A 20,272-nucleotide genomic window follows, 5' to 3' on the forward strand; every position below is an offset into this window, starting at 1 on the left:
GATCACACCCATGGCGGAACCGCCCGTGCTCCCTGTCACCTTCCGGCCCTCGCGCACCCGGGCCGTCCTGCTCACCGCGGGCGCCGCGATCTTCGTGGTGATCACCACCGTCGCGATGCTCCTGGAGCAGCTCAGCCCGGGGGAGCGCGTCAGCTTCGTCTTCACCGCGGCCCTGCTGTGCGGGGTCCTCTTCCTGCTCGCCCGGCCCAAGGTCGTCGCCGACGAGGACGGGGTGACCGTCGTCAACATCGTCGGCCGGCGGCACCTCGAATGGCCGGAAATCCTCCAGGTCAACCTGCGTCCCGGCGACCCCTGGGTGTTCCTGGACCTCAGCGACGGCACGAGCATGCCCGCCCTCGGCATCCAGCCCGGCATCGCCAAGCAGCGGGCCATCGAGGACGCCCGCGCCCTGCGCGCCCTCGCCGAGGCCCGCGCGGTCCACGACCCCGGGCAGTCCGAGGGGTAGACCGAGAGCGGTCTCACAGACAATCCGGGCCGGCTCGGGGGATCCTCCCCTGACGTTCCGGCCCGTGTCTTGATTAATCTGGTGACGGAGGCGTTCTCGTTGCGCCTCCGCCCCTGTGGCTCCGACCGGTGCCCGGGGGCTCCTGCTACCCGAGGAGTGACTCCCTCCAGCGATGGACGGATCGTCCTGTAGTACCTGCGCCGCCCCCTCCCGACACAGCGAGGCGGCGGCATCATGACCATCCCTCTGCTGCTCCTCGGGGCGGCGTTCCTGTTGATCCTCGCCAACGGCTTCTTCGTGGCGGCCGAGTTCGGCCTTATCACGGTGGACCGCCCCGACGCCGAGCGCGCCGCGGCCGAGGGCGACCGCCGGGCCCGTACGGTCGTGAACTCGCTCCGGGAGCTGTCCTTCCAGCTCTCCGGCACCCAGCTCGGCATCACCATCACCTCGCTGGTCGTCGGCATGCTCGCCGAACCGGCGCTCGCCGAACTGCTGCACGGACCCTTCACCGCGATCGGCATCCCCGAAGGCGCCGTCGCCGGCGTCGCCGTGGTCGTCGGCATGCTGCTCGCCTCGGCGGTGCAGATGGTGATCGGCGAACTCGTCCCGAAGAACTGGGCGGTGTCCCGTCCGCTCCAGGTCGCGCGTTTCGTCGCGGGCCCGCAGCACGTCTTCTCCAGCCTGTTCCGGCCGGTGATCGCCGCGCTGAACACCGTGGCCAACCGGCTGGTGCGCGCCCTCGGCGTCGAGCCCGCCGACGAGCTGGCCTCCGCCCGCACCCCCGGTGAGCTGGTCTCGCTGGCCCGGCACTCGGCCCAGGCCGGCGCGCTGGAACAGGACACGGCCGACCTCTTCGTGCGGACCCTGTCCCTGGGCGAGCTGACCGCGCAGCACGTCATGACCCCGCGGGTGAAGGTCAGCGCGCTCCAGTCCTCGGCGACCGCCGAGGACGTCGTCAACCTCACCCGGGCCACCGGCCTCTCGCGGTTCCCCGTCTACCGGGAGCGCATCGACGAGATCGTCGGCATGGTCCACCTCAAGGACGCCCTCGCGGTGCCCTCGCACGACCGGCTGCGCACCCCCGTCGGCCGGATCGCCCAGGCCCCGCTGCTCGTCCCGGAGACCCTGCCCGTGCAGCCGCTCCTGGAGCAGCTGCGCAGCCAGCAGCCGATCGCCGTCGTCGTCGACGAGTACGGCGGCACGGCGGGCGTGGTCACCCTGGAGGACATCGTCGAGGAACTCGTCGGCGAGGTCCGCGACGAGCACGACGCCAAGGACCTGCCGGAACTCGCGGCGGCACCGCCGGAGGACGGACGGCCCGCGTGGGACGCCGACGGCAGCTGCCGGGTCGACGTGCTCCAGCGCATCGGCCTCGACGTGCCCGAAGGCCCCTACGAGACCGTCGCCGGTCTCGTCGCCGACCTGCTCGGCCGCATCCCGGCCCCCGGCGACAAGGCGGAACTCCCGGGCTGGCGCCTGTCGGTCCGCCAGGTCGGCCACTACCGCGCCGAGCGCGTCCGGCTGGTCAGGACCGCGGACGCCGTCGCTGTCGCGGAGGCGGTCCGATGACCCTGCTCCAACTCCTGTTCGCCGCCCTGCTGGTGCTCGCCAACGGCTTCTTCGTCGGCGCCGAGTTCGCGCTCGTCTCCGTACGGCGCAGCCAGATCGAGCCGCTGGGCACCGCCCGGGCCCGCCAGGTGCTGTACGGCCTGGAGCGGCTCCCGCAGATGATGGCGGCCGCCCAGTTCGGCATCACCGTCTGCTCCCTCACCCTCGGCGCGGTCGCCGAACCCACCGTCGCCCACCTCCTGGAGCCCGGCTTCGAGGCGGCCGGGCTGCCCGAGGGGATGATCCACCCCCTCGGCTACGTCATCGCGCTCGCCCTCGTCGTCTTCTTCCACCTCGTCATCGGCGAGATGGTCCCGAAGAACCTGGCGATGGCGGCGCCCGAGAAGACCGCGCTGTGGCTCAGCCCGGGGCTGGTCGCCTTCGCGCGCCTGTGCCGTCCGGTCACCGTGGCCCTCGGTGCCTGCGCGCGGCTGATCCTGCGGCTGTTCCGCGTCGAGCCCAAGGACGAGGTCGAGGCCGTCTTCACCAGCGAACAGCTCAACCGCCTGGTGGAGGACTCGGGCCAGGCCGGACTCCTCGACCCCGAGGAGCAGGAGCGCCTGGAGGACGCCCTGGAGCTGGGCTCCCGCCCGGTCACGGACGTCCTCCTCGACCGGGCGTCCCTGGTGACCGTGGGTCCCTCGGTCACCCCCGGCCAGGTCGTCGCGCTCACCGCCCGTACCGGCTACTCCCGTTTCCCGGTCGCCGCGGAGAACGGTGCCTTCATGGGCTACCTGCACGTGAAGGACGTACTCGACCTGGAGGAGTCGCAGCGGGCGGTGCCGCAGCACGTCTGGCGGCCCATGACGACCCTGCGGGCCGAACTCCCGCTGGACGACGCCCTGACGGTGATGCGCCGCGCGGCGACCCACCTCGCCCAGGTCGCCGACGCGTCCGGGAAGGTGCTCGGCCTGGTGGCCCTGGAGGACGTCCTGGAACTCCTGGTCGGCGAGGTCCGCGACCCGGCGCACCGTGAGGCGCCGCAGCCGGTCCGCGTCTCGGAGCCACGCGTGAGCGCGGCCCAGGAACAGGCGCTGGCAGGCTGACCCGCCCGCGCCGGAGGGGCCGGGAGACCGGCCCCTCCGGCGTGACCACGGCGGGCGCGGCCGGCGGCCGGTGTCAGGGAGCCGACGGGTCCTGCGGCCCCCGCCCGGACAGCACTTCCCCGTACGCCTGCATCAGGTCGGGCAGCCGCAGGGTCGACAGGTCGTCGCGCGACGGGGTCCCGGGGTACCCGGTGAGCCGGAGATCGCGGTAGGCGCAGCTCTTCTCGTACAGGGTGCGCAGGAAGCGGCCGTTGCCCAGCTCGTCGATCCAGCCCTGGTCGACCACGTGCCCGGCGATGGAGCGCAGCTCGTCCAGGGCCTCCTCGTCCCACACGTCGCCGTTGTCGGCGGCCAGCACCTCGCCGATGGAGGTCAGTTCGAGGGGGCGGTACGAGGGGAAGTCGACGCGGGTCGTGAAGCGGGAGGACAGGCCCGGGTTGGCGGCCAGCAGGCGGTCCATCCCCTCGGGGTAGCCGGCGAGGATGACGACGAGGTGGTCACGGTTGTCCTCGGCCCGTTTCAGCAGCACCTGCAGGGCCTCGTCGCCGTACGCGTCGCCCTTGCCGTAGCCCGAGTTGGAGAGCGAGTAGGCCTCGTCGACGAACAGGACGCCGCCGATCGCCGAGTCGATCAGTTCGTTGGCCTTGACGGCTGTCTGGCCGAGGTACTCGCCGACCAGGTCGGCGCGCTGGGCCTCCACCAGGTGGTCGCCGCCGAGCAGCCCGAGCGCGTAGAAGACCCGGCCCAGGATGCGGGCCACCGTGGTCTTGCCGGTGCCCGAGGGGCCGGAGAAGACGAAGTGGCGTTTCGGGGGCTGCACGGGTAAGCCCTGGCCGGCCCGCAGCCGCGCCATGTTGAGCTGCGCGGACAGCGCCTTCACCTGGCGTTTGACGGGTTCGAGACCGACCATCCCCTCCAGCTCCGCGAGCGCCTCCTCCAGGAGTGCCGGGTCGGTGGGCCCGGCCGGCGGCGGCTGCACCGGGATCACGGCCTTCTCCCGGACCCGGTCCCGCTCGGGAGGCGGTGATCCGGGCGGCGGCGGCTCGGGCTCGGAAAGCTTCAGCTCCCGTCCCTCCGTGCCGAAGAGGGGGTCCGCGCCGTCGCCCTCCAGCATGTCCTGCCCGACTCCGGCGAGGGTGATCGCCGCGAAGTCGGCCGCGTCGTCGTACCCGTCGCCCTCGGAGATCGCGGCCAGCCGTGCCGAGGTGTCCATGAACGCCGGGTCCACCCGGTGCACGGCCCGGTACAGCGGCAGGGCGGCCGCGGACCGCCCGGTGCCCTCGTGCGCCCGGGCCAGCCAGTAGCGCAGCTCCTTGCGCTGCGGCTGCTCGCTGCGGCAGCGCATCAGGGCCGACGACAGGAGCGGCTCGGCGTGCCCGTACATCTCCAGGCGCACCCGGGCCATCCCGCCGAAGAGGCCGGCCTCGATGCCGAGCATGGGGTCGTCGATCAGCGGGTCCGTGTGCCGGACCAACTGCTCCCAGTCCTTGACCAGGTAGGCGCGGCAGGCGTGCAGGAAACGCACCTGCGGGTCGGCGTCGACGGGCGGCAGGCTCGCGAGCGCCCGGTCCAGTTCCGGGACGTGCCGGCCGTCGAGCCAGTGCGAGGCGTGCGCCAGCAGCAGGTCGCGGGGGCTCTCCAGCACGGGCTGCACCCACCAGCCCAGCCAGTACCAGGAGTTGAGGGTGCGCCGGTGCCGGGAGCGCTGTTCGCCGAAGCGGTCCCGGTGGCGGAACATGCGCAGCAGCGCGGTCGTCGTGTCCACCCGCAGCGCGTGCAGCCCGAGCCAGCCGTCGGCCATCCCGGGGTCGATGCGGACCGCGGCGCGGAACTCCTCCTCCGCCTGTGGATAGGCGCCCATCGTGTAGGCGTCGACACCTCGCAGCCAGGCGAGGTCGGCCGGGGCCTGTGGGCCCTGCGTGCCGAAGTCCATCACGTCCCCCACAAACCGTGCCCCCGATGGGTGTGCCGCCGGGCCGGTGCCCGCCGACAGCCTTCGTCGAACCGCTGTGCCGCGGACGGGAGTTGCCTCGGTGCGCGGAGCCGCCGTCCGTAGTCGCACCAACAGGCATCGTACCTGCGGGGCGGGGGTCGGCCGTAGGGTGCCGCACGCCTCGTCTTGCGAGGTGGGAGCGGACGGGGCGCACACGTGACGGTGACCCAGGGTGAGCAAATGAGGGCTCGGAGCGTCCGGAAACCGTGTCCGGAGCAGAACGAAGCCCCCGATCACGGGGGAACAACCGGGGGCTTCGCGTCTGAGGGCGGCCTCGAACGGCCGCACATTCAGAACGTAAGACCTGTACGGCCCCCGGGTCAAGCCGAGTTGGAGCACTCGGAGAAGTTCGGCGGCACGGCTCTTCACAAGTTCAGCACATTGCGGACGGTCCGTCACCGTGCGTGAGGAAGCGGTCCGATTCCGGGGTATCAGCAGGCCCCGGCAGCACCTCGTAACCCTCGGGTCGCTGCCGTACCAGAAGCTGCGCGAAGGGCCGGGAGGGGTCCTTCGTAAAGTGCCGCTGTTCCTCCGCGACCCATCCGTCCCAGAACTCCTCCTGCGCCTCTCCGTCCCGTCCCCGCCCACGGGTCCAGGCCTCCTCGCGGGGCAACTCCATCCACAGCAGCGCCGCGAGATGCGGGCGCAGGGCCCGGCGGCCGGCCCCGACACCCTCCACCAGGACGGCGGGCGCGGGCGGCAGCTCCCTGGCGGGTCCGAAGCGCCGCTCCCGCCAGTCGTAGGGCAGGTAGCGCGCGGTCTCGCCGCGTCCGAGGGGCTCGACGACCTCGCGCAGCAGGCGCCCGGTCCACGCGAAGAGCTCCTCGTGGGTGGCGACGTCGTCGAGGTGCAGGACGGGTGCGCCGCCCAGGGCCGCCGCCAGCCGCCCGGCGAAGGTCGTCTTCCCGGAGCCCGCGTGTCCGTCGACACCGACGAGGCGGACGGGGCCGCAGGAGGGCGGCAGCCGGCGGATGCGGGTCGCGAGGTCGTGGATGACGGTTCCCGGGGTGCGTAGAGGGCGGTGAATATTCCGGTCGCACATTCTACAGCGGTCGATACCGGATGAATTCGGCGGAAGGCGGATGGTGTCGAATTGAACGAATAAACGGTCGGTCATTCGGCCGCCACGACCCCGGGCGGGTAGAACCTGCCAATTCCCGGGTGCCGTTCCGGTTACGCCTGGGGCTGAGTAGTCTTCGAGTTGCTGTCCGTGCGGGGCCGGCCGGGTCCCGACCGAAATACGGCACGGTCGGCGGTGTCGTTACGGGGACGGACAGGGGAACATGACCGCGGGGTTGTTCGAGGGGCAGTACGTGTGGCATCCGGCGGCCGACGACCGCAGGCTCGCGAGCGTCTGCACCGATGTGCGCGCCGGCCGGTATCTCAGTGCCCACGAGGCGCTGGCCGAGTCACGGCGTGATTTCGGACTGCGCGCCCACCGCTCGCTGGTCCTGGCCTCCGAGGCCGCCGACTCCGATCTCGCCGAACGCTGGCTGGCCGAGGAGCCGGGCCCCGAGGCCGCCCTGCTGTGGGCGCGGGTGGCCGTGCTGCGCGCGCTGCGGGCCGCCGACGCCCGGGACGAGCGGGCCGAGGCGCTGGAGCGGATCGCGGTGGCGGCCTGCGACCGGGCCGCGACGACGGCGCCGTACGACCCCACGCCGCCGGTGGCCAAACTGGCCATGGCCCGGCTCCACGACATCCGCGAACCCGCCCCGCAAGGTCTGCTCACCGCGCCGTCCGGTCCCTGGCAGCTGTTCTCGCACATCCTGCGGCTCGACCCCTGGCACCGCGAGGGGCACCACCGCTTCCTGGCGTTCTTCTTCACCCGGCACGGCGGCTCGGTGAACGCGGCCTGGGACGTCGCGGCCTTCCTGAGCCAGCGGGCGCCGGTCTCCTCACCTCTGCGGCTGCTGCCGCTGGTCGCCCTGGTGGAGAGCTACGACCCCTCCCAGCTGCTCGCCGGCCGCGTCTGGGAGCAGCCCCAGTGGCGGTCCACGGCGCTCGCCGTCTACCAGAACTGGCTCCCGCACGTCGCCGGCTACCGCTTCACGCCCGTGCTCGACCTGGCCTATCTGGCGCACGCGCTGGTCATGGCGCAGCGCGAGTTCGAGGCGCGGGCCGTCCTCACGGCCATGGGCCCGTACGCGTCCCGGATGCCCTGGAGCGTCTTCGGTGATCCCGAGGAGCAGCTCTCACGCGCCCGGCGCACCTGCGGTCTGCCCGTCCCCGGAGCGGCCTGACCCACCCGTCCCGGCCCTCCGCCCCATTTCCCCCCACGAGAAAGGCCCCGCTGTGTCAGAACGGTTATCGGCCCCGCGCACGAGAGCCCGCGGCGGCGCGGACGCCGCGGCGCTCGACGACGACGCCACGCTCCACGCCATGGGATATCCGCGGAAACTCACCCGCCGATTCCAGGCGTTCGACAATTTCGCGATCTCGTTCACCATCATCAACATCGTCTCGGGAATTTTCTCCTCCTTCGGATACGGATTGGGCGCGGGCGGTCCGCGCATTCTCGTTTTCGGCTGGATCGGCGTCTCCGTCATGGTGCTCTTCATCGGCGCCGCGATGGCCGAGGTGGCTTCCGCCTACCCCACGAGCGGAGCCCTCTATTTCTCCGCCGGTAAACTCGCCAGGCGGCACAAGGGCGCCTGGTCCTGGTACACGGGCTGGCTCAATTTCGTCGGCCAGGTCGGCGGCACGGCCGCCACCGGCTACGCGGCCGCCACCTTCGTCCAGGCGTTCGTCGCGCTGCAATGGCCCTCGTACGAACCCACCGCCCACCGGACGGTCGTGATCACGGCGCTGATCATCGTGCTCCAGGGGCTGGCCAACACCTACACCGTGCGGGTGGTCGCGCTCCTCAACCGGATCTCGGTGTGGTGGCTGCTGATCGGACTCGTCGTCATCGTCGGCACGCTCACGGTGATGCCCGACCACCACCAGCCGACGTCGTTCGTCACGCATTTCGCCAACAACACCGGCTTCACCAACGGCATTTACGGCGGCATGCTCGGCCTGCTCGTGACCAGCTGGACGTTCACCGGCTTCGACGGCAGCTTCCACATGTCGGAGGAGACGGTCCGCGCCACGGTCAACGCGCCGAAGGGGATCACCCGCGCGATCGGCTGGTCGGCGGTCACCGGTCTCGTCCTCATGCTCGCGCTCGTCCTGAGCATCCAGGACTACGACCGGGTGGCGGGCTCCTCGGCGCCGCCCGTGCAGATCCTCCTGGACGGCCTCGGTGCGGCCACCGCGAAACTCATCCTGCTGATCGTCATCGGCGCCATGCTCTTCTGCGGCCTGGCCAACCTGACCAGCAACACCCGGCAGATCTTCGCCTTCTCCCGGGACGGGGCGATGCCGGGCTCGCGCTGGTGGCACTCGGTCTCGCCGCGCACCCGCACGCCCGTCAAGGCCGTCTGGCTGGCGGTCGGCTGCTCGCTCGCTCTGGTGCTGCCCGGCTGGTGGTCCCACACGGCGTTCACGGCGATCGTCAGCGTCAACGTCGTCGGGCTCTTCCTCGCCTACGCCGTGCCGATCTTCCTGCGGCTGCGGCTCGGCGCCGAGTTCCGCCCCGGCCCCTGGCACCTGGGCCGCTGGAGCAGGCCGGTCGGCATCCTCGCCGTCACCTGGATCCTCCTCAGCAGCGTGCTCTTCATGCTGCCCCAGGCCTCGCCGATCACCGTCGACACGTTCAACTACGCGCCGGTCGCCCTGGCCGCCGTCCTGGTGATCGCGACCGTCTGGTGGTTCGCCACCGCGCGCCGCCGCTTCCAGGGGCCGGTCAGCTACGGCCGCCCCGACGAGGTCGCCGCCATGGACCTCATCTGACTCTCCGCCACCGGGCCCCGGCACACGGCACTCCCGTGCGCCGGGGCCCCGGCTGTCCGGCCAAGGACGGGCCCGGACCGGGACACGCAGGTCATGCCAGTGGTCCCGACCAATATTGGTGGGCGCGGCGAGGCCCGAAGTGCTGGCAGAAGTCGGCCTCCGGCATCCATAGTTGGCCCACAGCCGTGCTCTCGTACCGCCCCTTCCGGACAACTGGGGGTCACTCACCCATGACCAGAGCTTCCCAACCTTCCCGCAGAACCGTCCTCGCCGCGGCCGTCGCCGTGGCGGCCGCCGGTGCGGCGGGGCCGGCGGCCGCCGCCACTCCGACGCGCCGGGCGAAGGCCCCGAACGGCCTCGTGGACAACCACGCCTGGACCTCGTACGCCGACTGGCGCGCGGGCGCCGCCCGGGGGACCCGCCCGGTCCCGGGCGACCGGCCGGGCCTCGTGATCGGCACCCCGGCGGGCACCACCGACTACACCGACCCGCACACCCACAAAACCGCCGCCTGGGAGTACGCGACCTGGACGTCCCCCGTCCACCGGCTCGCCGTCCCCGCCACCGAGGTCATCGCCTCGTGGAACGCGCGCACCCCGGCCGGCACCTGGCTCCAGATCGAGCTGACGGGCACGTACTCCGACGGCACGGACACCCCCTGGTACGTCATGGGCCGCTGGGCGGCCGGCGACCAGGACATCAGGCGGACCTCCGTCGACGACCAGAGCGACGGCAGGAGCAGCGTCTGGACGGACACCTTCGCCGTCGACGACGCCGCCTCCGGCCTGCGCCTGGTCTCCTGCCGGCTGCGGCTCACGCTGTACCGCACCCCGGGCACGGACCGGACGCCGACGGTGTGGCGGGCCGGCGTGATGGGTTCCGACGTCCCCGACCGCTTCACCGTCCCGGCCTCCACGCCCGGCCTCGCCCGCGAGCTGAGCGTCCCGCGGTACTCGCAGGAGATCCACGCCGGCCAGTACCCGGAGTACGACAACGGCGGCGAGGCCTGGTGCAGCCCCACCTCCTCGCAGATGATCATCGAGTACTGGGGGCGCCGGCCCACGGCGGAGCAGCTCGCCTGGGTCGACCCGGCCTTCAAGGACCCGCAGGTGTGCCACGCGGCCCGCCACACCTACGACTACCAGTACGCCGGCTGCGGCAACTGGCCCTTCAACGCGGCCTACGCGGCGACCTACAAGGACCTCCAGGGCGTGGTGACGCGGCTGGGCTCGCTCACCGACCTGGAGACGCTGATCGCGGCCGGCATCCCGGTCATAACGTCGCAGTCGTTCCTCAAGACGGAGCTGACCGGGGCGGGCTACGGCACCTCGGGCCACCTGATGACCGTCATCGGCTTCACCGCGGACGGCGACGTGATCGCCAACGACCCGGCGTCCCCGAGCGACGACGCGGTGCGCCGGGTCTACGACAGGCGCGAATTCGAGAACATCTGGCTCAGGACCAAGCGCTACAACGCCTCCGGCAAGGTCGTCTCCGGCACCGGCGGAGTCTGCTACCTGTACTTTCCCGCACATGCCTCCGTGCGTCAGCGCAAGGCGCTCGCGGCGGTGGGCGTCCGCTAGAGGGGCGTCGCGCACGCAGCCGGGGCGGTCCCTCGTGGCGGGGGCCGCCCCGTGCTGCTCCGGCCCGGGGCCGGGGCGACGTGGTGTGAGGCGACGCACACCGGGACGTGCGCGCGCAATGTCCGGGCCCGCGGACCACGCGGGAGCACCGGCGTGACCAAGCTCTCTACCGCGACGGCCCTGTCCGGTGGCAAGGTGGTCGGGTCGGTGGGGAGCCGGCGGGCGGGGAGCCACCGCACCACTACGTCAGCGAGAAGCCATGACCGCGACCTCCGCCACCGCCGCCCGTGCCCGAGCCCGCACCGGCGGACCCCGGGAAGACGGGCCGAAGATCCTCGAACACGCCGTCGGCTGGGTCCTCGTCGTGGTCCTGGCGATGCTCGTCACCCAGCTCGGCCTGCTGTGACCTGAGCCGCCCGCGCCGACCCGGGACCCGCGACCGCGACCGAAGTGCCGTGTGCCGCCGCGGAGTTGCCGGTCGGAGTCGAAGGGGCGGCTGACCTGGCTCTGCCATACTGCCCGATGTCCCGTCGGCAGTTGGAGACCAGGCCGGAATTGAACAGCAGCCAGCAGCGCGGTCTCGACCGCCCACGTGCGCGCGGCACCGACCGCTCGGTGGCCCGTCGCGCCGAACTCATCGCCGTCGGGCGGAAGTTGTTCGCCGACCGGTCCTACGACGCGCTGTCGATGGACGACATCGCCAGGCAGGCGCAGGTCGCCAAAGGGCTGATCTACTACTACTTCCAGTCCAAGCGCGGCTACTACCTGGCCATCGTCGAGGACTCCGTGGCCGACCTGGTGTCCCGCGCGGCGGGCGGTCTCGACCTGCCTCCCGACCAGCGGGTGCACCGCACCATCGACGCCTATCTCCGCTTCGCCGAGCACCACCAGGCCGCGTACCGCACGATCATCAGCGGCGGTGTCGGCTTCGACGCGGAGGTGCAGGCCATCCGCGACGGCGTGCGCGAGGCGATCGTCACGACGATCGCCGAGGGGGCGTGGGGACCCATGCGCCCGGCCGGGGCCGGGGGCGCCCCGCCGGCCGTCGCGCCGCTGCCCCGGGCGGCGCTGCTCGCCTGGCTGTGCAGTGTCGAGGGCGCGACCCTGGACTGGATCGACCGCCGGGACCTCTCACGCGACACCATGCGCGAACTGCTCGTGAAGATGCTGGGCGGCGCGCTGCGGGCCGTCGAGGAGATCGACCCGTCGTACGTGACTCCCGCCGCCGCCCGCCGGGACGGCTGAACCGGGACCTGTCGCCCGGGCCGGGCCGGGCGTGGCCGGCGGTTCGTCCGGACCGGCCGAGCGACAGGACAGCCCTCGGGGCGGGAGCCGCCGGACCCCCGCCCCAAGGCTCGTGCCGAACAGGTCAGTTGATCGACTTGATCAGCTCACCGTTCGAGGTGTCACCGCTCAGCTCCCAGAAGAAGGTGCCGCCCAGGCCCTGCGCGTTCTTGTAGGACATCTTCCCGGCGATCGTGGACGGGGTGTCGTAACTCCACCAGTCGCTGCCGCACTTGGCGTACGCCGTACCACCGACCGTGCCGGTCGCCGGGCACTTCGTCCTGAGCACCTTGTAGTCGTCGATGCCCTGCTCGTACGTGCCCGCCGCCGGGCCCGTGGCCGTGCCGCCGGGTGCCGACTGGGTCACGCCGGTCCAGCCGCGCCCGTAGAAGCCGATGCCGAGCAGCAGTTTGGAGGCGGGGACGCCGAGGCCCTTGAGCTTGGCGATCGTGGCGGAGGTGTAGTAGCCCGCCTTCGGGATGCCGGTGTAGGAGTTCAGCGGCGAGTGCGGTGCCGTGGGGCCGGTCGCGTCCCAGGCGCCGAAGAAGTCGTACGTCATCGGGTTGTACCAGTTGACGTACTGCGCGGCGCCCGCGTAGTCGGCCGCGTCGATCTTGCCGCCGCTGGTCGCGTCGGCCGGGATCGCCGAGGTGAGCAGGTTGCCGCTGCCGAACTTCGCGCGCAGCGCCGCCATCAGGTTCTTGTAGGCGGCCCGTCCGCTGGTGTCGCAGGTGAGACCGCAGGCGTTGGGGTACTCCCAGTCGATGTCGATGCCGTCGAAGACGTCGGCCCACTTGGAGTTCTCGACCAGGTCGTAGCAGGACTGGGCGAAAGCCGCCGGGTTCTTCGCGGCCTCGGTGAAGCCGCCCGACCAGGTCCAGCCGCCGAAGGACCAGAGCACCTTGAGGTTCGGGTGCAGCTTCTTGAGCTTGCGCAGCTGATTGAAGTTGCCGCGCAGGGGCTGGTCCCAGGTGTCGGCGACGCCGTCGACCGACTGGGCCGCGGTGTACGCCTTGTCGGTCGCCGCGTACGCGTCGCCCATGGCGCACTTGCCGCCGGTGACGTTGCCGAAGGCGTAGTTGATGTGGGTCAGTCTGGCGGCCGAACCGGACGTCTCGATGTTCTTGACGTGGTAGTTCCGGTCGTAGACGCCCCATTCGGTGAAGTAGCCGACGACCTTGGAGCCGGCGGCGGCGGTGGTGCGATGCGCTGCCGCGGTGGTGCCGGACTCGTCTGCGGCCGCGGCGCCCGCGCCGGCGAGCAGTCCGGCGCCGAGGACGGCGCAACACGCGGCGGACAGGAGCGCCCTGAGGCGGGAGCGGTGCGGTAGGGACATCGTGTCTCCTCGTGGGGGGAGGGGAACGTGTGGGGGCCGTGCTGCCGGACCCGCGTGGGAGGTGCCCGAGGTGATGCGGGGAGGCGCGGTCCGGGCCCCCGGTTGCCGTTTGGCATGAACGCGGTGACGCGTTGCAGGAACAGTAGGAGGACTAGACCAGTGCGTCAATGGTTCGGACCAATTTCCCTTTCTTTTAGTAAGCGGTCGTTAACTGGTGACTCGGTGCCTCCGATCGGGCATACTCACAGCGCCACAGCCGCTGATCTGCGCCTTCCGCGACCCGGACGGGCAGCATCGGCTGGGCACTGGAAGACCCGGTGGACCCGCCCCAACCCAGGCGTGCGCCGCCGACGTGCCCGACAGGGAGGAGAGCGTCGACATGCCTGACCGCGCCCCGCAGCCGGTGGACCGTCAACTGCCCACGGACGAGGCGCGGGATCTGATCTCGCTCGTCCGCGACATCGCCCAGCGCGAGATCGCACCGGAGGCGGCCGCCGAGGAGGACGCCGGACGGTTCCCGCGCGACGTCTTCGGGCTCCTCTCCGAATCGGGCCTGCTCGGACTCGCGTACGACTCCGAGTACGGCGGGGGAGACCAGCCGTACGAGGTGTACCTCCAGGTCCTCGAAGAGCTCGCCGCCGCCCGCCTGACCGTCGGCCTCGGCGTCAGCGTGCACTCCCTGTCCTGCCACGCGCTCGCGAACTACGGCACCAAGGAGCAGCAGGCCGAGCACCTGCCCGCCATGCTCGGCGGCGGCCTCCTCGGCGCGTACTGCCTCTCGGAGCCCTCCTCCGGCTCGGATGCCGCGTCCCTGCGGACGAAGGCCGTCCGGGACGGCGACGAGTGGGTGATCACCGGCACCAAGGCCTGGATCACGCACGGGGGGGTCGCCGACTTCTACACCGTCCTCGCGCGCACCGGCGGCGAGGGCCCCCGGGGCATCTCCGCGTTCCTGGTGCCCGGCGACGCCGCGGGCCTGAGCGCCGCCGCACCCGAGAAGAAGATGGGCATGAAGGGCTCGCCCACCGCGCAGGTCCACTTCGACGGCGTCCGGGTCGGCGACGACCGGCGCATCGGCGAGGAGGGGCAGGGCTTCGCGATCGCGCTCTCGGCCCTCGACTCGGGCCGGCTCGGCATCGCGGCCTGTGCGATCGGCGTCGCCCAGGCGGCGCTGGACGAGGCGGTCGCGTACGCCACCGGACGGCAGCAGTTCGGGCGGCCGATCTCCGACTTCCAGGGGCTGCGCTTCATGCTCGCCGACATGGCGACGCAGATCGAGGCCGGCCGGGCGCTCTACCTGGCCGCCGCCCGGCTGCGCGACGCGGAGCGGCCCTTCTCCAAGCAGGCCGCCATGGCCAAGCTGCTGTGCACGGACGCCGCCATGAAGGTCACCACCGACGCCGTCCAGGTGCTCGGCGGGTACGGCTACACGGCGGACTTCCCGGCGGAGCGCTACATGCGCGAGGCCAAGGTGCTCCAGATCGTCGAGGGCACCAATCAGATCCAGCGGATGGTCATCGCCCGTCACCTCGCGGGTCCGGACTCACGCTGAACTGATCCCGGCCGGTGCCGAACTCGCTCAGGCCGGCCGGCGGCGCCGCCAGCCGGGCCCACTCCGGATCGGCGTGCCCCGGCAGCGTGCGGCCGCGGTCGGCCCAGGTCCGGATCAGCGCGCGGTAGATGGGCGGGTCCTGGTACTGCTGAGGCCCCGGCGGAACCGGTGCCGCCGGGGGCGGGACGTAGATGCGGCGCCGACGCCCGGTGGCCGGGAAGGTGGGGGTCATACCCGGGCAACGCGCGCACCGGCGCGCAGGTAACCGGCGCGGGAAATCGGGCTTGAGTTCACGGTGAGCCCCTACGGGGTGCCCGGTCACGCGCCGGGAACCCCGGCCGCCGTCCCGCCTCCTCCCCGTACCGCCACCTGACGCACCGTCAACTGGTGGCGCGGCAGAGCGACATGGCGCTGGGCGCTGCTGATCGCGGACCTCGGGGCGCATCCGGGCGCGCGGGTGATTCGGCGCCTGCGGAACCCTCCGGCCGCGCGGTCTGGTTCTCTGGCCGGGAGACCTGGCCGACGTCGCCGATCCCGGCCCGGTGACGTGGACGCACCGATCCCGCGCCACGACGGCCTGCGGGCCGTGGCGCGGGGCGGCTACGGGAAACGGCTCAGGCGGCGTGGCGCCGCATGTCGGGGACCCTCATGGGGCGCGAGCCCGGACCGCCGACGTGCGAGAAGGGCTGCTTGCGCCAGTCGAGCCCCTGAGGGAGCGTCAACAGCAGCGCGGTGTCCTGCTCCTGAGGCTCCGTCGACTCGTCGGCGGGCCGGGCGTCGGCCGCCGCGCGGCCCGTACCGGCGCACACCGTGAGCCCGAAGGGGTTCCACGGCGAGGCGCACAGCGCGTGCTCGGGCAGGACCTCCTCGTCCGCGAGGAGCGCGATCGGCTGCGCGCAGTCCGGGCAGAACACCCGGTACATCTCGAAGGTGTCGTACGCGTCGAACTCCTCGCCGTCCAGGGCGTCCGGTTCGACGCCCTCCGGCTCGGGCTCAAGGACGGGCTGCTGCCTCTTGGGCGTGGAACGACCAGGGCGCTTAACACTCTGCATGGGATTCTCCCCCTCGGGTGGGCCGACAAGGCGCTGCGACCTCGACCACAGCAAGCACTTCCCGTCGGGCCCGCGAGGTAATCGCGAGAACATCACGGAGTGCGCCGCGGCACTGTGGCGTTCGTCACATGCCGCCCGCAGGTGCCCGGCCTGGCCGGATCGTCCCTTGCGGACGGCGGGCCGGCGGCGGGCGCCCACATCACGAACCGGGTATGACCTGGGCCGCTCAGGTATCCGCCGGGATCAACGGCCCTGTAGGTTCTTGCGCCATGGAGGAGCTGGACCGACAGATCGTGCAGCTGCTCGTCGAGGACGGGCGGATGAGCTACACCGACCTGGGCAAGGCCACGGGCCTGTCCACGTCGGCCGTGCACCAGCGGGTGCGCCGGCTGGAGCAGCGCGGCGTCATCCGTGGCTACGCCGCGGTCGTCGACCCGGCGGCCGTCGGACTGCCCATGACCGCCTTCATCTCGGTGAAACCCTTCGACCCCAGTGCCCCGGACGACATCGCGGAACGGCTGGCCGGCGTCCCCGAGATCGAGGCCTGCCACAGCGTCGCGGGCGACGAGAACTACATCCTCAAGGTGCGCGTCTCCACCCCGCACGAACTGGAGGAGCTGCTCGCCCGGGTGCGCTCCCTCGCCGGCGTCTCCACGCGCACCACCGTGGTGCTCTCCACCCCGTACGAGGCGCGCCCGCCGCGGATCTGACGGCGCCCCGCCCCCTTCCCGGCCCCCGCGCGCGGCCGGGACGCTCCCAGGGGCGAGACTGTTGCCCATGAGTGAGAGCACCGCCCCGTCGGACACCGTGCTGCTGCGCGGTGGAGAAGTCCACAGCCCCGCGGACCCCTTCGCCACCGCGATGGTCGTCGAGCGCGGGCAGATCGCCTGGGTCGGCTCCGAAGGCGCGGCCGACGCCTTCGCGAGCGGGGTCGACGAGGTCGTGGACCTCGGTGGCGCCCTCGTCACCCCCGCGTTCACCGACGCCCACGTCCACACCACCGCCACCGGGCTCGCCCTCACCGGCCTGGACCTGTCCGACGCCCCCTCCCTGGACGCCGCCCTCGCCCTCGTCCGCGACTTCGCCGCCGCCCGCCCCGCCGACCGGGTCCTGCTCGGCCACGGCTGGGACGCCGCCCGCTGGACCGGCGGCCGGCCCCCGACCCGTGCCGAACTCGACGAGGCGACCGGCGGGCGCCCGCTCTACCTCTCCCGCATCGACGTCCACTCCGCCGTCGTCAGCACGGCGCTGCTCGACCTGGTGCCCGGCGTCACCGGCCGCGCCGGATACGCGGACGGCCCCCTGACCCGCGACGCCCACCACGCCGTGCGCGCCGCCGCCTTCGGAGCCGTCACCCCGGCGCAGCGGACCGAGGCGCAGCGCGCCGCGCTCGCCCACGCCGCCTCGCTCGGCATCGGCTCCGTGCACGAGTGCGCGGGACCGGAGATCTCCTCCGAGGACGACTTCACCGGGCTGCTGGCCCTCGCCGCCGGCGAACCGGGTCCCCGCGTCGTCGGCTACTGGGCCGAGCACGGCGACGAGGGCATCGCCCGGGCGCGGGCCCTGGGCGCCGTCGGTGCCGCCGGCGACCTCTTCGTGGACGGGGCGCTCGGCTCGCACACCGCCTGCCTGCACCAGCCGTACGCCGACACCGCCCACACCGGCACCGCCTACCTGGACGCCGCCGCCGTCGCCGCGCACGTCACCGGATGCACCGAGGCCGGACTGCAGGCGGGGTTCCACGCCATCGGGGACGCCGCCGTCACCGCCGTGGTCGACGGCATGCGCGCCGCCGCCGAAAAGGTCGGACTCGCCCGCGTGCGCGCCGCCCGCCACCGGGTCGAGCACGCCGAGATGCTCACGCCCGACACCGTCGCAGCCTTCGCCGAACTGGGCCTCACCGCCTCCGTGCAGCCCGCCTTCGACGCCCTGTGGGGAGGCGAGGACGGCATGTACGCCCAGCGCCTCGGCGCCGAACGGGCCCGCACCCTCAACCCGTTCGCGGCGCTGCTGCGCGCCGGCGTCCCGCTCGCCTTCGGCTCCGACAGCCCGGTGACGCCCCTCGACCCGTGGGGCACCGTCCGCGCCGCCGCCTTCCACCGCACCCCGGCCCACCGGGTGTCCGTACGCGCCGCGTTCACGGCGCATACGCGCGGCGGCTGGCGCGCGGTAGGACGGGACGACGCGGGTGTCCTGGTCCCCGGAGCCCCGGCGGACTACGCCGTGTGGCGCACCGAGGAACTGGTCGTGCAGGCACCCGACGACCGCGTCGCGCGCTGGTCCACCGACCCCCGCTCCGGCACGCCCGGGCTGCCCGACCTGACCCCGGGCGCCGACCTCCCGGTCTGCCTGCGCACGGTCGTCGGCGGCCGGACGGTATTCGTACGGCCGGACGAGTGATGTGCCGGGCCCGCGCGGTGGCGGCCGGGGCTCTCGGGTGCGGCGCGCGACCTGGGCATCCTCCGCACTGACCAGGCACTTGACCGAATAACCGCCGGTCAGGCGACTGTTGACAGCCGACTGCGGGAGGCGGGTAGGTTCGGCCGGGTCCACCACCGGAGGTCCGGCCGGGGAACTTCACGCAGTCGCCGCAGCGCCGCTGGGTCAAAGATGGTGTGCCGCACCGGCACACCACCACTGGGTGCCAGGCCCAGCGCCCGTGCCGCGGGGCGAGGGAACGTTCCGGCCGGATGGGTCCCTCCCCGCTCCGCCGGAGCGCGGGGGAAGGGTGCGACCCGGGTGGGGCCCGGACGTCCAGTAGACAACGGCTTTCGGTCGACCCGCAGCCAGCGGGTCCCTGGTCGGCCCGAAGGGCGCCGGGCCCCGATCCGCAGCCGCCGCGCCGCCGGCCCCGCGCCCGGTGCTTTTCCCTTCGCCGCTCCGGGGGAACACACACCCCGTACACGTACGTGCCGGAGCGGCGATGCAGGCCGGGGCCATTATGGTGGTCCCCTGCGTACGGACATGAAGGGGCAGTGGTGAACGACGGCGACGGGACCCTCGCGGCAGGAGCCCAGGGGAGACAGTTCGGCCCCCTCGGCACGGCCTTGGTGATCATTCCGACCTACAACGAGGCGGAGAACATCAAGAAGATCGTCGCCCGGGTGCGGGCCGCCGTGCCCGACGCGCACGTCCTCGTGGCCGACGACAACAGCCCGGACGGCACGGGCAAGCTCGCCGACGAGCTGGCCGTCGAGGACGAGCACGTCCAGGTGCTGCACCGCAAGGGCAAGGAGGGCCTCGGCGCCGCCTATCTCGCGGGCTTCCGCTGGGGCATGGAGCACGGCTACGGCGTGCTCATCGAGATGGACGCCGACGGCTCCCACCAGCCCGAGGAACTGCCCCGGCTGCTGACCGCCCTCAAGGGCGCCGACCTGGTGCTCGGTTCCCGCTGGGTGCCGGGCGGCCGGGTCGTCAACTGGCCCAAGTCCCGCGAGTTCATCTCCCGCGGCGGCAGCCTGTACTCGCGCGTCCTGCTCGACGTGCCGATCCGGGACGTCACCGGGGGCTACCGCGCCTTCCGCGCCGAGACCCTCAAGGGGCTCGGTCTGAGCGAGGTGGCCTCACAGGGCTACTGCTTCCAGGTCGACCTCGCCCGCCGTGCCGTGAAGGCCGGCTACCACGTCGTCGAGGTGCCCATCACCTTCGTCGAGCGGGAACTGGGCGACTCCAAGATGAGCCGCGACATCCTGGTCGAGGCACTGTGGCGGGTCACCACCTGGGGCGTGGGGGAGCGGGTCGGCAAGGTCCTCGGGCGCAGGACCACCTGAACGGCCCCCGGCACCGGCGCGACTGATCATTCCCTTATCCCGCGCTGAGCCGCGCCCAGGCACACTGGGAGAATGACGACTGGCGTTCCGACTCCCACGCACCCCGCCCGGCCCAAGCGGTCGCGGCTGCGTACCTTCCTGCCGCTCGGCGTCGCGGCCTGGCTCGTGCTGGAGATCTGGCTGCTGACCGTGGTGGCCGGCGCGGCGGGCGGGGGCACCGTCCTGCTGCTGATCCTCGCGGGTCTCGTGCTGGGCGCGGTCGTGATCAAGCGGGCGGGACGCCGGGCCTTCAACAACCTCAACGAGACGCTGCGCCGGCAGCAGAGCGGGGTGCCGCCCACGGGCGGCGGCACCCGGGGCAACGGACCGATGATGCTCGGCGGCCTGCTGCTGATGCTGCCCGGCCTGATCTCCGACGTCCTGGGCCTCCTGCTGCTGCTCCCGCCGGTCCAGAAGGCCGTCAGCGCCTACACGGAGCGTGCCGTGGACCGCAGAATGCGCGCGGCCGTCCCCGGAAGCCTCCAGGACGCCTTCCGGCAGTCCCGGGTCCAGCACCCCGACGGCAAGGTCGTCCAGGGCGAGGTCATCAGGGACGGGAGCCCGCGGGACGAGGGGCCGGCCATGGACAGCCGCCCGCCGCTCGGCCGCTGACCTTCGCGTCCCGCGCCGCCACGGCGGCGCGGGAGGCCCGGGCCTCCCGGCGCAGGACGCACGACGACCGCGGGCCCCGTACAGAACGTACGGGGCC

General features: G+C 72.6%; 17 protein-coding genes. 13 read left to right on the forward strand and 4 right to left on the reverse strand.

What is annotated here, in order from left to right:
* Positions 1-10 precede the first annotated feature (10 nt).
* The 3 genes from ACWGIS_RS34170 to ACWGIS_RS34180 all read left to right on the forward strand — a co-directional run bounded on the left by ACWGIS_RS34170 (position 11) and on the right by ACWGIS_RS34180 (position 3,120).
* A complete protein-coding gene (locus ACWGIS_RS34170) occupies positions 11-466 on the forward strand; it encodes a PH domain-containing protein (RefSeq protein ID WP_453366385.1) in 456 nt (151 codons plus the stop codon).
* Positions 467-700: 234 nt separating this feature from the next.
* The gene (locus tag ACWGIS_RS34175; protein ID WP_453366386.1) at positions 701-2,035 is read left to right on the forward strand and encodes a hemolysin family protein; all 1,335 of its coding nucleotides are present in this window, start codon (positions 701-703) and stop codon (positions 2,033-2,035) included.
* Positions 2,032-3,120 (forward strand): hemolysin family protein, encoded by a 1,089-nt coding sequence (locus tag ACWGIS_RS34180; RefSeq protein ID WP_453366387.1) that lies wholly within the window; start codon positions 2,032-2,034, stop codon positions 3,118-3,120. The genes ACWGIS_RS34175 and ACWGIS_RS34180 overlap by 4 nt, the downstream gene beginning before the upstream one ends.
* A 73-nt stretch (positions 3,121-3,193) precedes the next feature.
* On the opposite strand, the gene ACWGIS_RS34185 is transcribed toward ACWGIS_RS34180, so the two are convergent.
* Together ACWGIS_RS34185 and ACWGIS_RS34190 are read right to left on the reverse strand one after the other, a co-directional pair.
* Positions 3,194-5,053 carry an AAA family ATPase gene (locus ACWGIS_RS34185; protein WP_453366388.1) on the reverse strand — a complete coding sequence of 620 codons (1,860 nt, stop codon included), beginning with the start codon at positions 5,051-5,053 and terminating at the stop codon, positions 3,194-3,196.
* 433 nt (positions 5,054-5,486) lie between these two features.
* Complete coding sequence (locus tag ACWGIS_RS34190; RefSeq protein WP_453366389.1) at positions 5,487-6,155, reverse strand: uridine kinase family protein; 669 nt, start codon at positions 6,153-6,155, stop codon at positions 5,487-5,489.
* A 241-nt stretch (positions 6,156-6,396) separates the two neighbouring features.
* Between ACWGIS_RS34190 and ACWGIS_RS34195 the strand changes: the two genes are divergently transcribed.
* The 5 genes from ACWGIS_RS34195 to ACWGIS_RS34215 all read left to right on the forward strand — a co-directional run bounded on the left by ACWGIS_RS34195 (position 6,397) and on the right by ACWGIS_RS34215 (position 11,775).
* The gene (locus ACWGIS_RS34195; protein WP_453366390.1) at positions 6,397-7,353 is read left to right on the forward strand and encodes a hypothetical protein; all 957 of its coding nucleotides are present in this window, start codon (positions 6,397-6,399) and stop codon (positions 7,351-7,353) included.
* Between the two features lie 52 nt (positions 7,354-7,405).
* Entirely contained in the window at positions 7,406-8,947 is a 1,542-nt protein-coding gene (locus tag ACWGIS_RS34200; RefSeq protein ID WP_453366391.1) for an amino acid permease, read from the forward strand.
* 230 nt (positions 8,948-9,177) lie between these two features.
* Positions 9,178-10,530, forward strand: coding sequence for a peptidase C39 family protein (locus ACWGIS_RS34205; protein WP_453366392.1), 1,353 nt, complete (start codon positions 9,178-9,180; stop codon positions 10,528-10,530).
* Between the two features lie 259 nt (positions 10,531-10,789).
* Positions 10,790-10,936 (forward strand): SCO1431 family membrane protein, encoded by a 147-nt coding sequence (locus ACWGIS_RS34210; RefSeq protein WP_356242196.1) that lies wholly within the window; start codon positions 10,790-10,792, stop codon positions 10,934-10,936.
* Between the two features lie 149 nt (positions 10,937-11,085).
* Positions 11,086-11,775: a TetR/AcrR family transcriptional regulator gene (locus ACWGIS_RS34215; protein ID WP_453366393.1), complete on the forward strand. Its 690-nt coding sequence runs from the start codon at positions 11,086-11,088 to the stop codon at positions 11,773-11,775.
* A gap of 124 nt (positions 11,776-11,899) precedes the next feature.
* On the opposite strand, the gene ACWGIS_RS34220 is transcribed toward ACWGIS_RS34215, so the two are convergent.
* Positions 11,900-13,150, reverse strand: a complete 1,251-nt coding sequence (locus ACWGIS_RS34220) for a glycoside hydrolase family 18 protein (protein ID WP_453366394.1) — start codon at positions 13,148-13,150, stop codon at positions 11,900-11,902.
* Positions 13,151-13,529: 379 nt separating this feature from the next.
* Between ACWGIS_RS34220 and ACWGIS_RS34225 the strand changes: the two genes are divergently transcribed.
* Entirely contained in the window at positions 13,530-14,702 is a 1,173-nt protein-coding gene (locus tag ACWGIS_RS34225; protein WP_453366395.1) for an acyl-CoA dehydrogenase family protein, read from the forward strand.
* A 614-nt stretch (positions 14,703-15,316) separates the two neighbouring features.
* On the opposite strand, the gene ACWGIS_RS34230 is transcribed toward ACWGIS_RS34225, so the two are convergent.
* Positions 15,317-15,754: a hypothetical protein gene (locus ACWGIS_RS34230; protein WP_453366396.1), complete on the reverse strand. Its 438-nt coding sequence runs from the start codon at positions 15,752-15,754 to the stop codon at positions 15,317-15,319.
* A gap of 269 nt (positions 15,755-16,023) precedes the next feature.
* On the opposite strand from ACWGIS_RS34230, the gene ACWGIS_RS34235 reads away from it, so the two are divergent.
* The 4 genes from ACWGIS_RS34235 to fxsA all read left to right on the forward strand — a co-directional run bounded on the left by ACWGIS_RS34235 (position 16,024) and on the right by fxsA (position 20,175).
* Positions 16,024-16,464 (forward strand): Lrp/AsnC family transcriptional regulator, encoded by a 441-nt coding sequence (locus ACWGIS_RS34235; protein WP_355790884.1) that lies wholly within the window; start codon positions 16,024-16,026, stop codon positions 16,462-16,464.
* 67 nt (positions 16,465-16,531) lie between these two features.
* Complete coding sequence (locus ACWGIS_RS34240; RefSeq protein ID WP_453366397.1) at positions 16,532-18,154, forward strand: amidohydrolase; 1,623 nt, start codon at positions 16,532-16,534, stop codon at positions 18,152-18,154.
* A 578-nt stretch (positions 18,155-18,732) separates the two neighbouring features.
* Positions 18,733-19,524, forward strand: coding sequence for a polyprenol monophosphomannose synthase (locus tag ACWGIS_RS34245; protein ID WP_453366398.1), 792 nt, complete (start codon positions 18,733-18,735; stop codon positions 19,522-19,524).
* A 72-nt stretch (positions 19,525-19,596) separates the two neighbouring features.
* A complete protein-coding gene (gene fxsA, locus ACWGIS_RS34250; RefSeq protein WP_453366399.1) occupies positions 19,597-20,175 on the forward strand; it encodes an FxsA family membrane protein in 579 nt (192 codons plus the stop codon).
* Positions 20,176-20,272: the final 97 nt, after the last annotated feature.

Source organism: Streptomyces sp. NPDC054842 (assembly GCF_053611025.1).

Bases quoted from the DNA above. Each gene is read 5' to 3' on its own strand.
- ACWGIS_RS34170 (WP_453366385.1), top strand. From the start codon at position 11: ATGGCGGAACCGCCCGTGCTCCCTGTCACCTTCCGGCCCTCGCGCACC.
- ACWGIS_RS34175 (WP_453366386.1), top strand. From the start codon at position 701: ATGACCATCCCTCTGCTGCTCCTCGGGGCGGCGTTCCTGTTGATCCTC.
- ACWGIS_RS34180 (WP_453366387.1), top strand. From the start codon at position 2,032: ATGACCCTGCTCCAACTCCTGTTCGCCGCCCTGCTGGTGCTCGCCAAC.
- ACWGIS_RS34185 (WP_453366388.1), bottom strand. From the start codon at position 5,053: ATGGACTTCGGCACGCAGGGCCCACAGGCCCCGGCCGACCTCGCCTGG.
- ACWGIS_RS34190 (WP_453366389.1), bottom strand. From the start codon at position 6,155: ATGTGCGACCGGAATATTCACCGCCCTCTACGCACCCCGGGAACCGTC.
- ACWGIS_RS34195 (WP_453366390.1), top strand. From the start codon at position 6,397: ATGACCGCGGGGTTGTTCGAGGGGCAGTACGTGTGGCATCCGGCGGCC.
- ACWGIS_RS34205 (WP_453366392.1), top strand. From the start codon at position 9,178: ATGACCAGAGCTTCCCAACCTTCCCGCAGAACCGTCCTCGCCGCGGCC.
- ACWGIS_RS34210 (WP_356242196.1), top strand. From the start codon at position 10,790: ATGACCGCGACCTCCGCCACCGCCGCCCGTGCCCGAGCCCGCACCGGC.
- ACWGIS_RS34220 (WP_453366394.1), bottom strand. From the start codon at position 13,150: ATGTCCCTACCGCACCGCTCCCGCCTCAGGGCGCTCCTGTCCGCCGCG.
- ACWGIS_RS34225 (WP_453366395.1), top strand. From the start codon at position 13,530: ATGCCTGACCGCGCCCCGCAGCCGGTGGACCGTCAACTGCCCACGGAC.
- ACWGIS_RS34230 (WP_453366396.1), bottom strand. From the start codon at position 15,754: ATGCAGAGTGTTAAGCGCCCTGGTCGTTCCACGCCCAAGAGGCAGCAG.
- ACWGIS_RS34235 (WP_355790884.1), top strand. From the start codon at position 16,024: ATGGAGGAGCTGGACCGACAGATCGTGCAGCTGCTCGTCGAGGACGGG.
- ACWGIS_RS34240 (WP_453366397.1), top strand. From the start codon at position 16,532: ATGAGTGAGAGCACCGCCCCGTCGGACACCGTGCTGCTGCGCGGTGGA.
- fxsA (WP_453366399.1), top strand. From the start codon at position 19,597: ATGACGACTGGCGTTCCGACTCCCACGCACCCCGCCCGGCCCAAGCGG.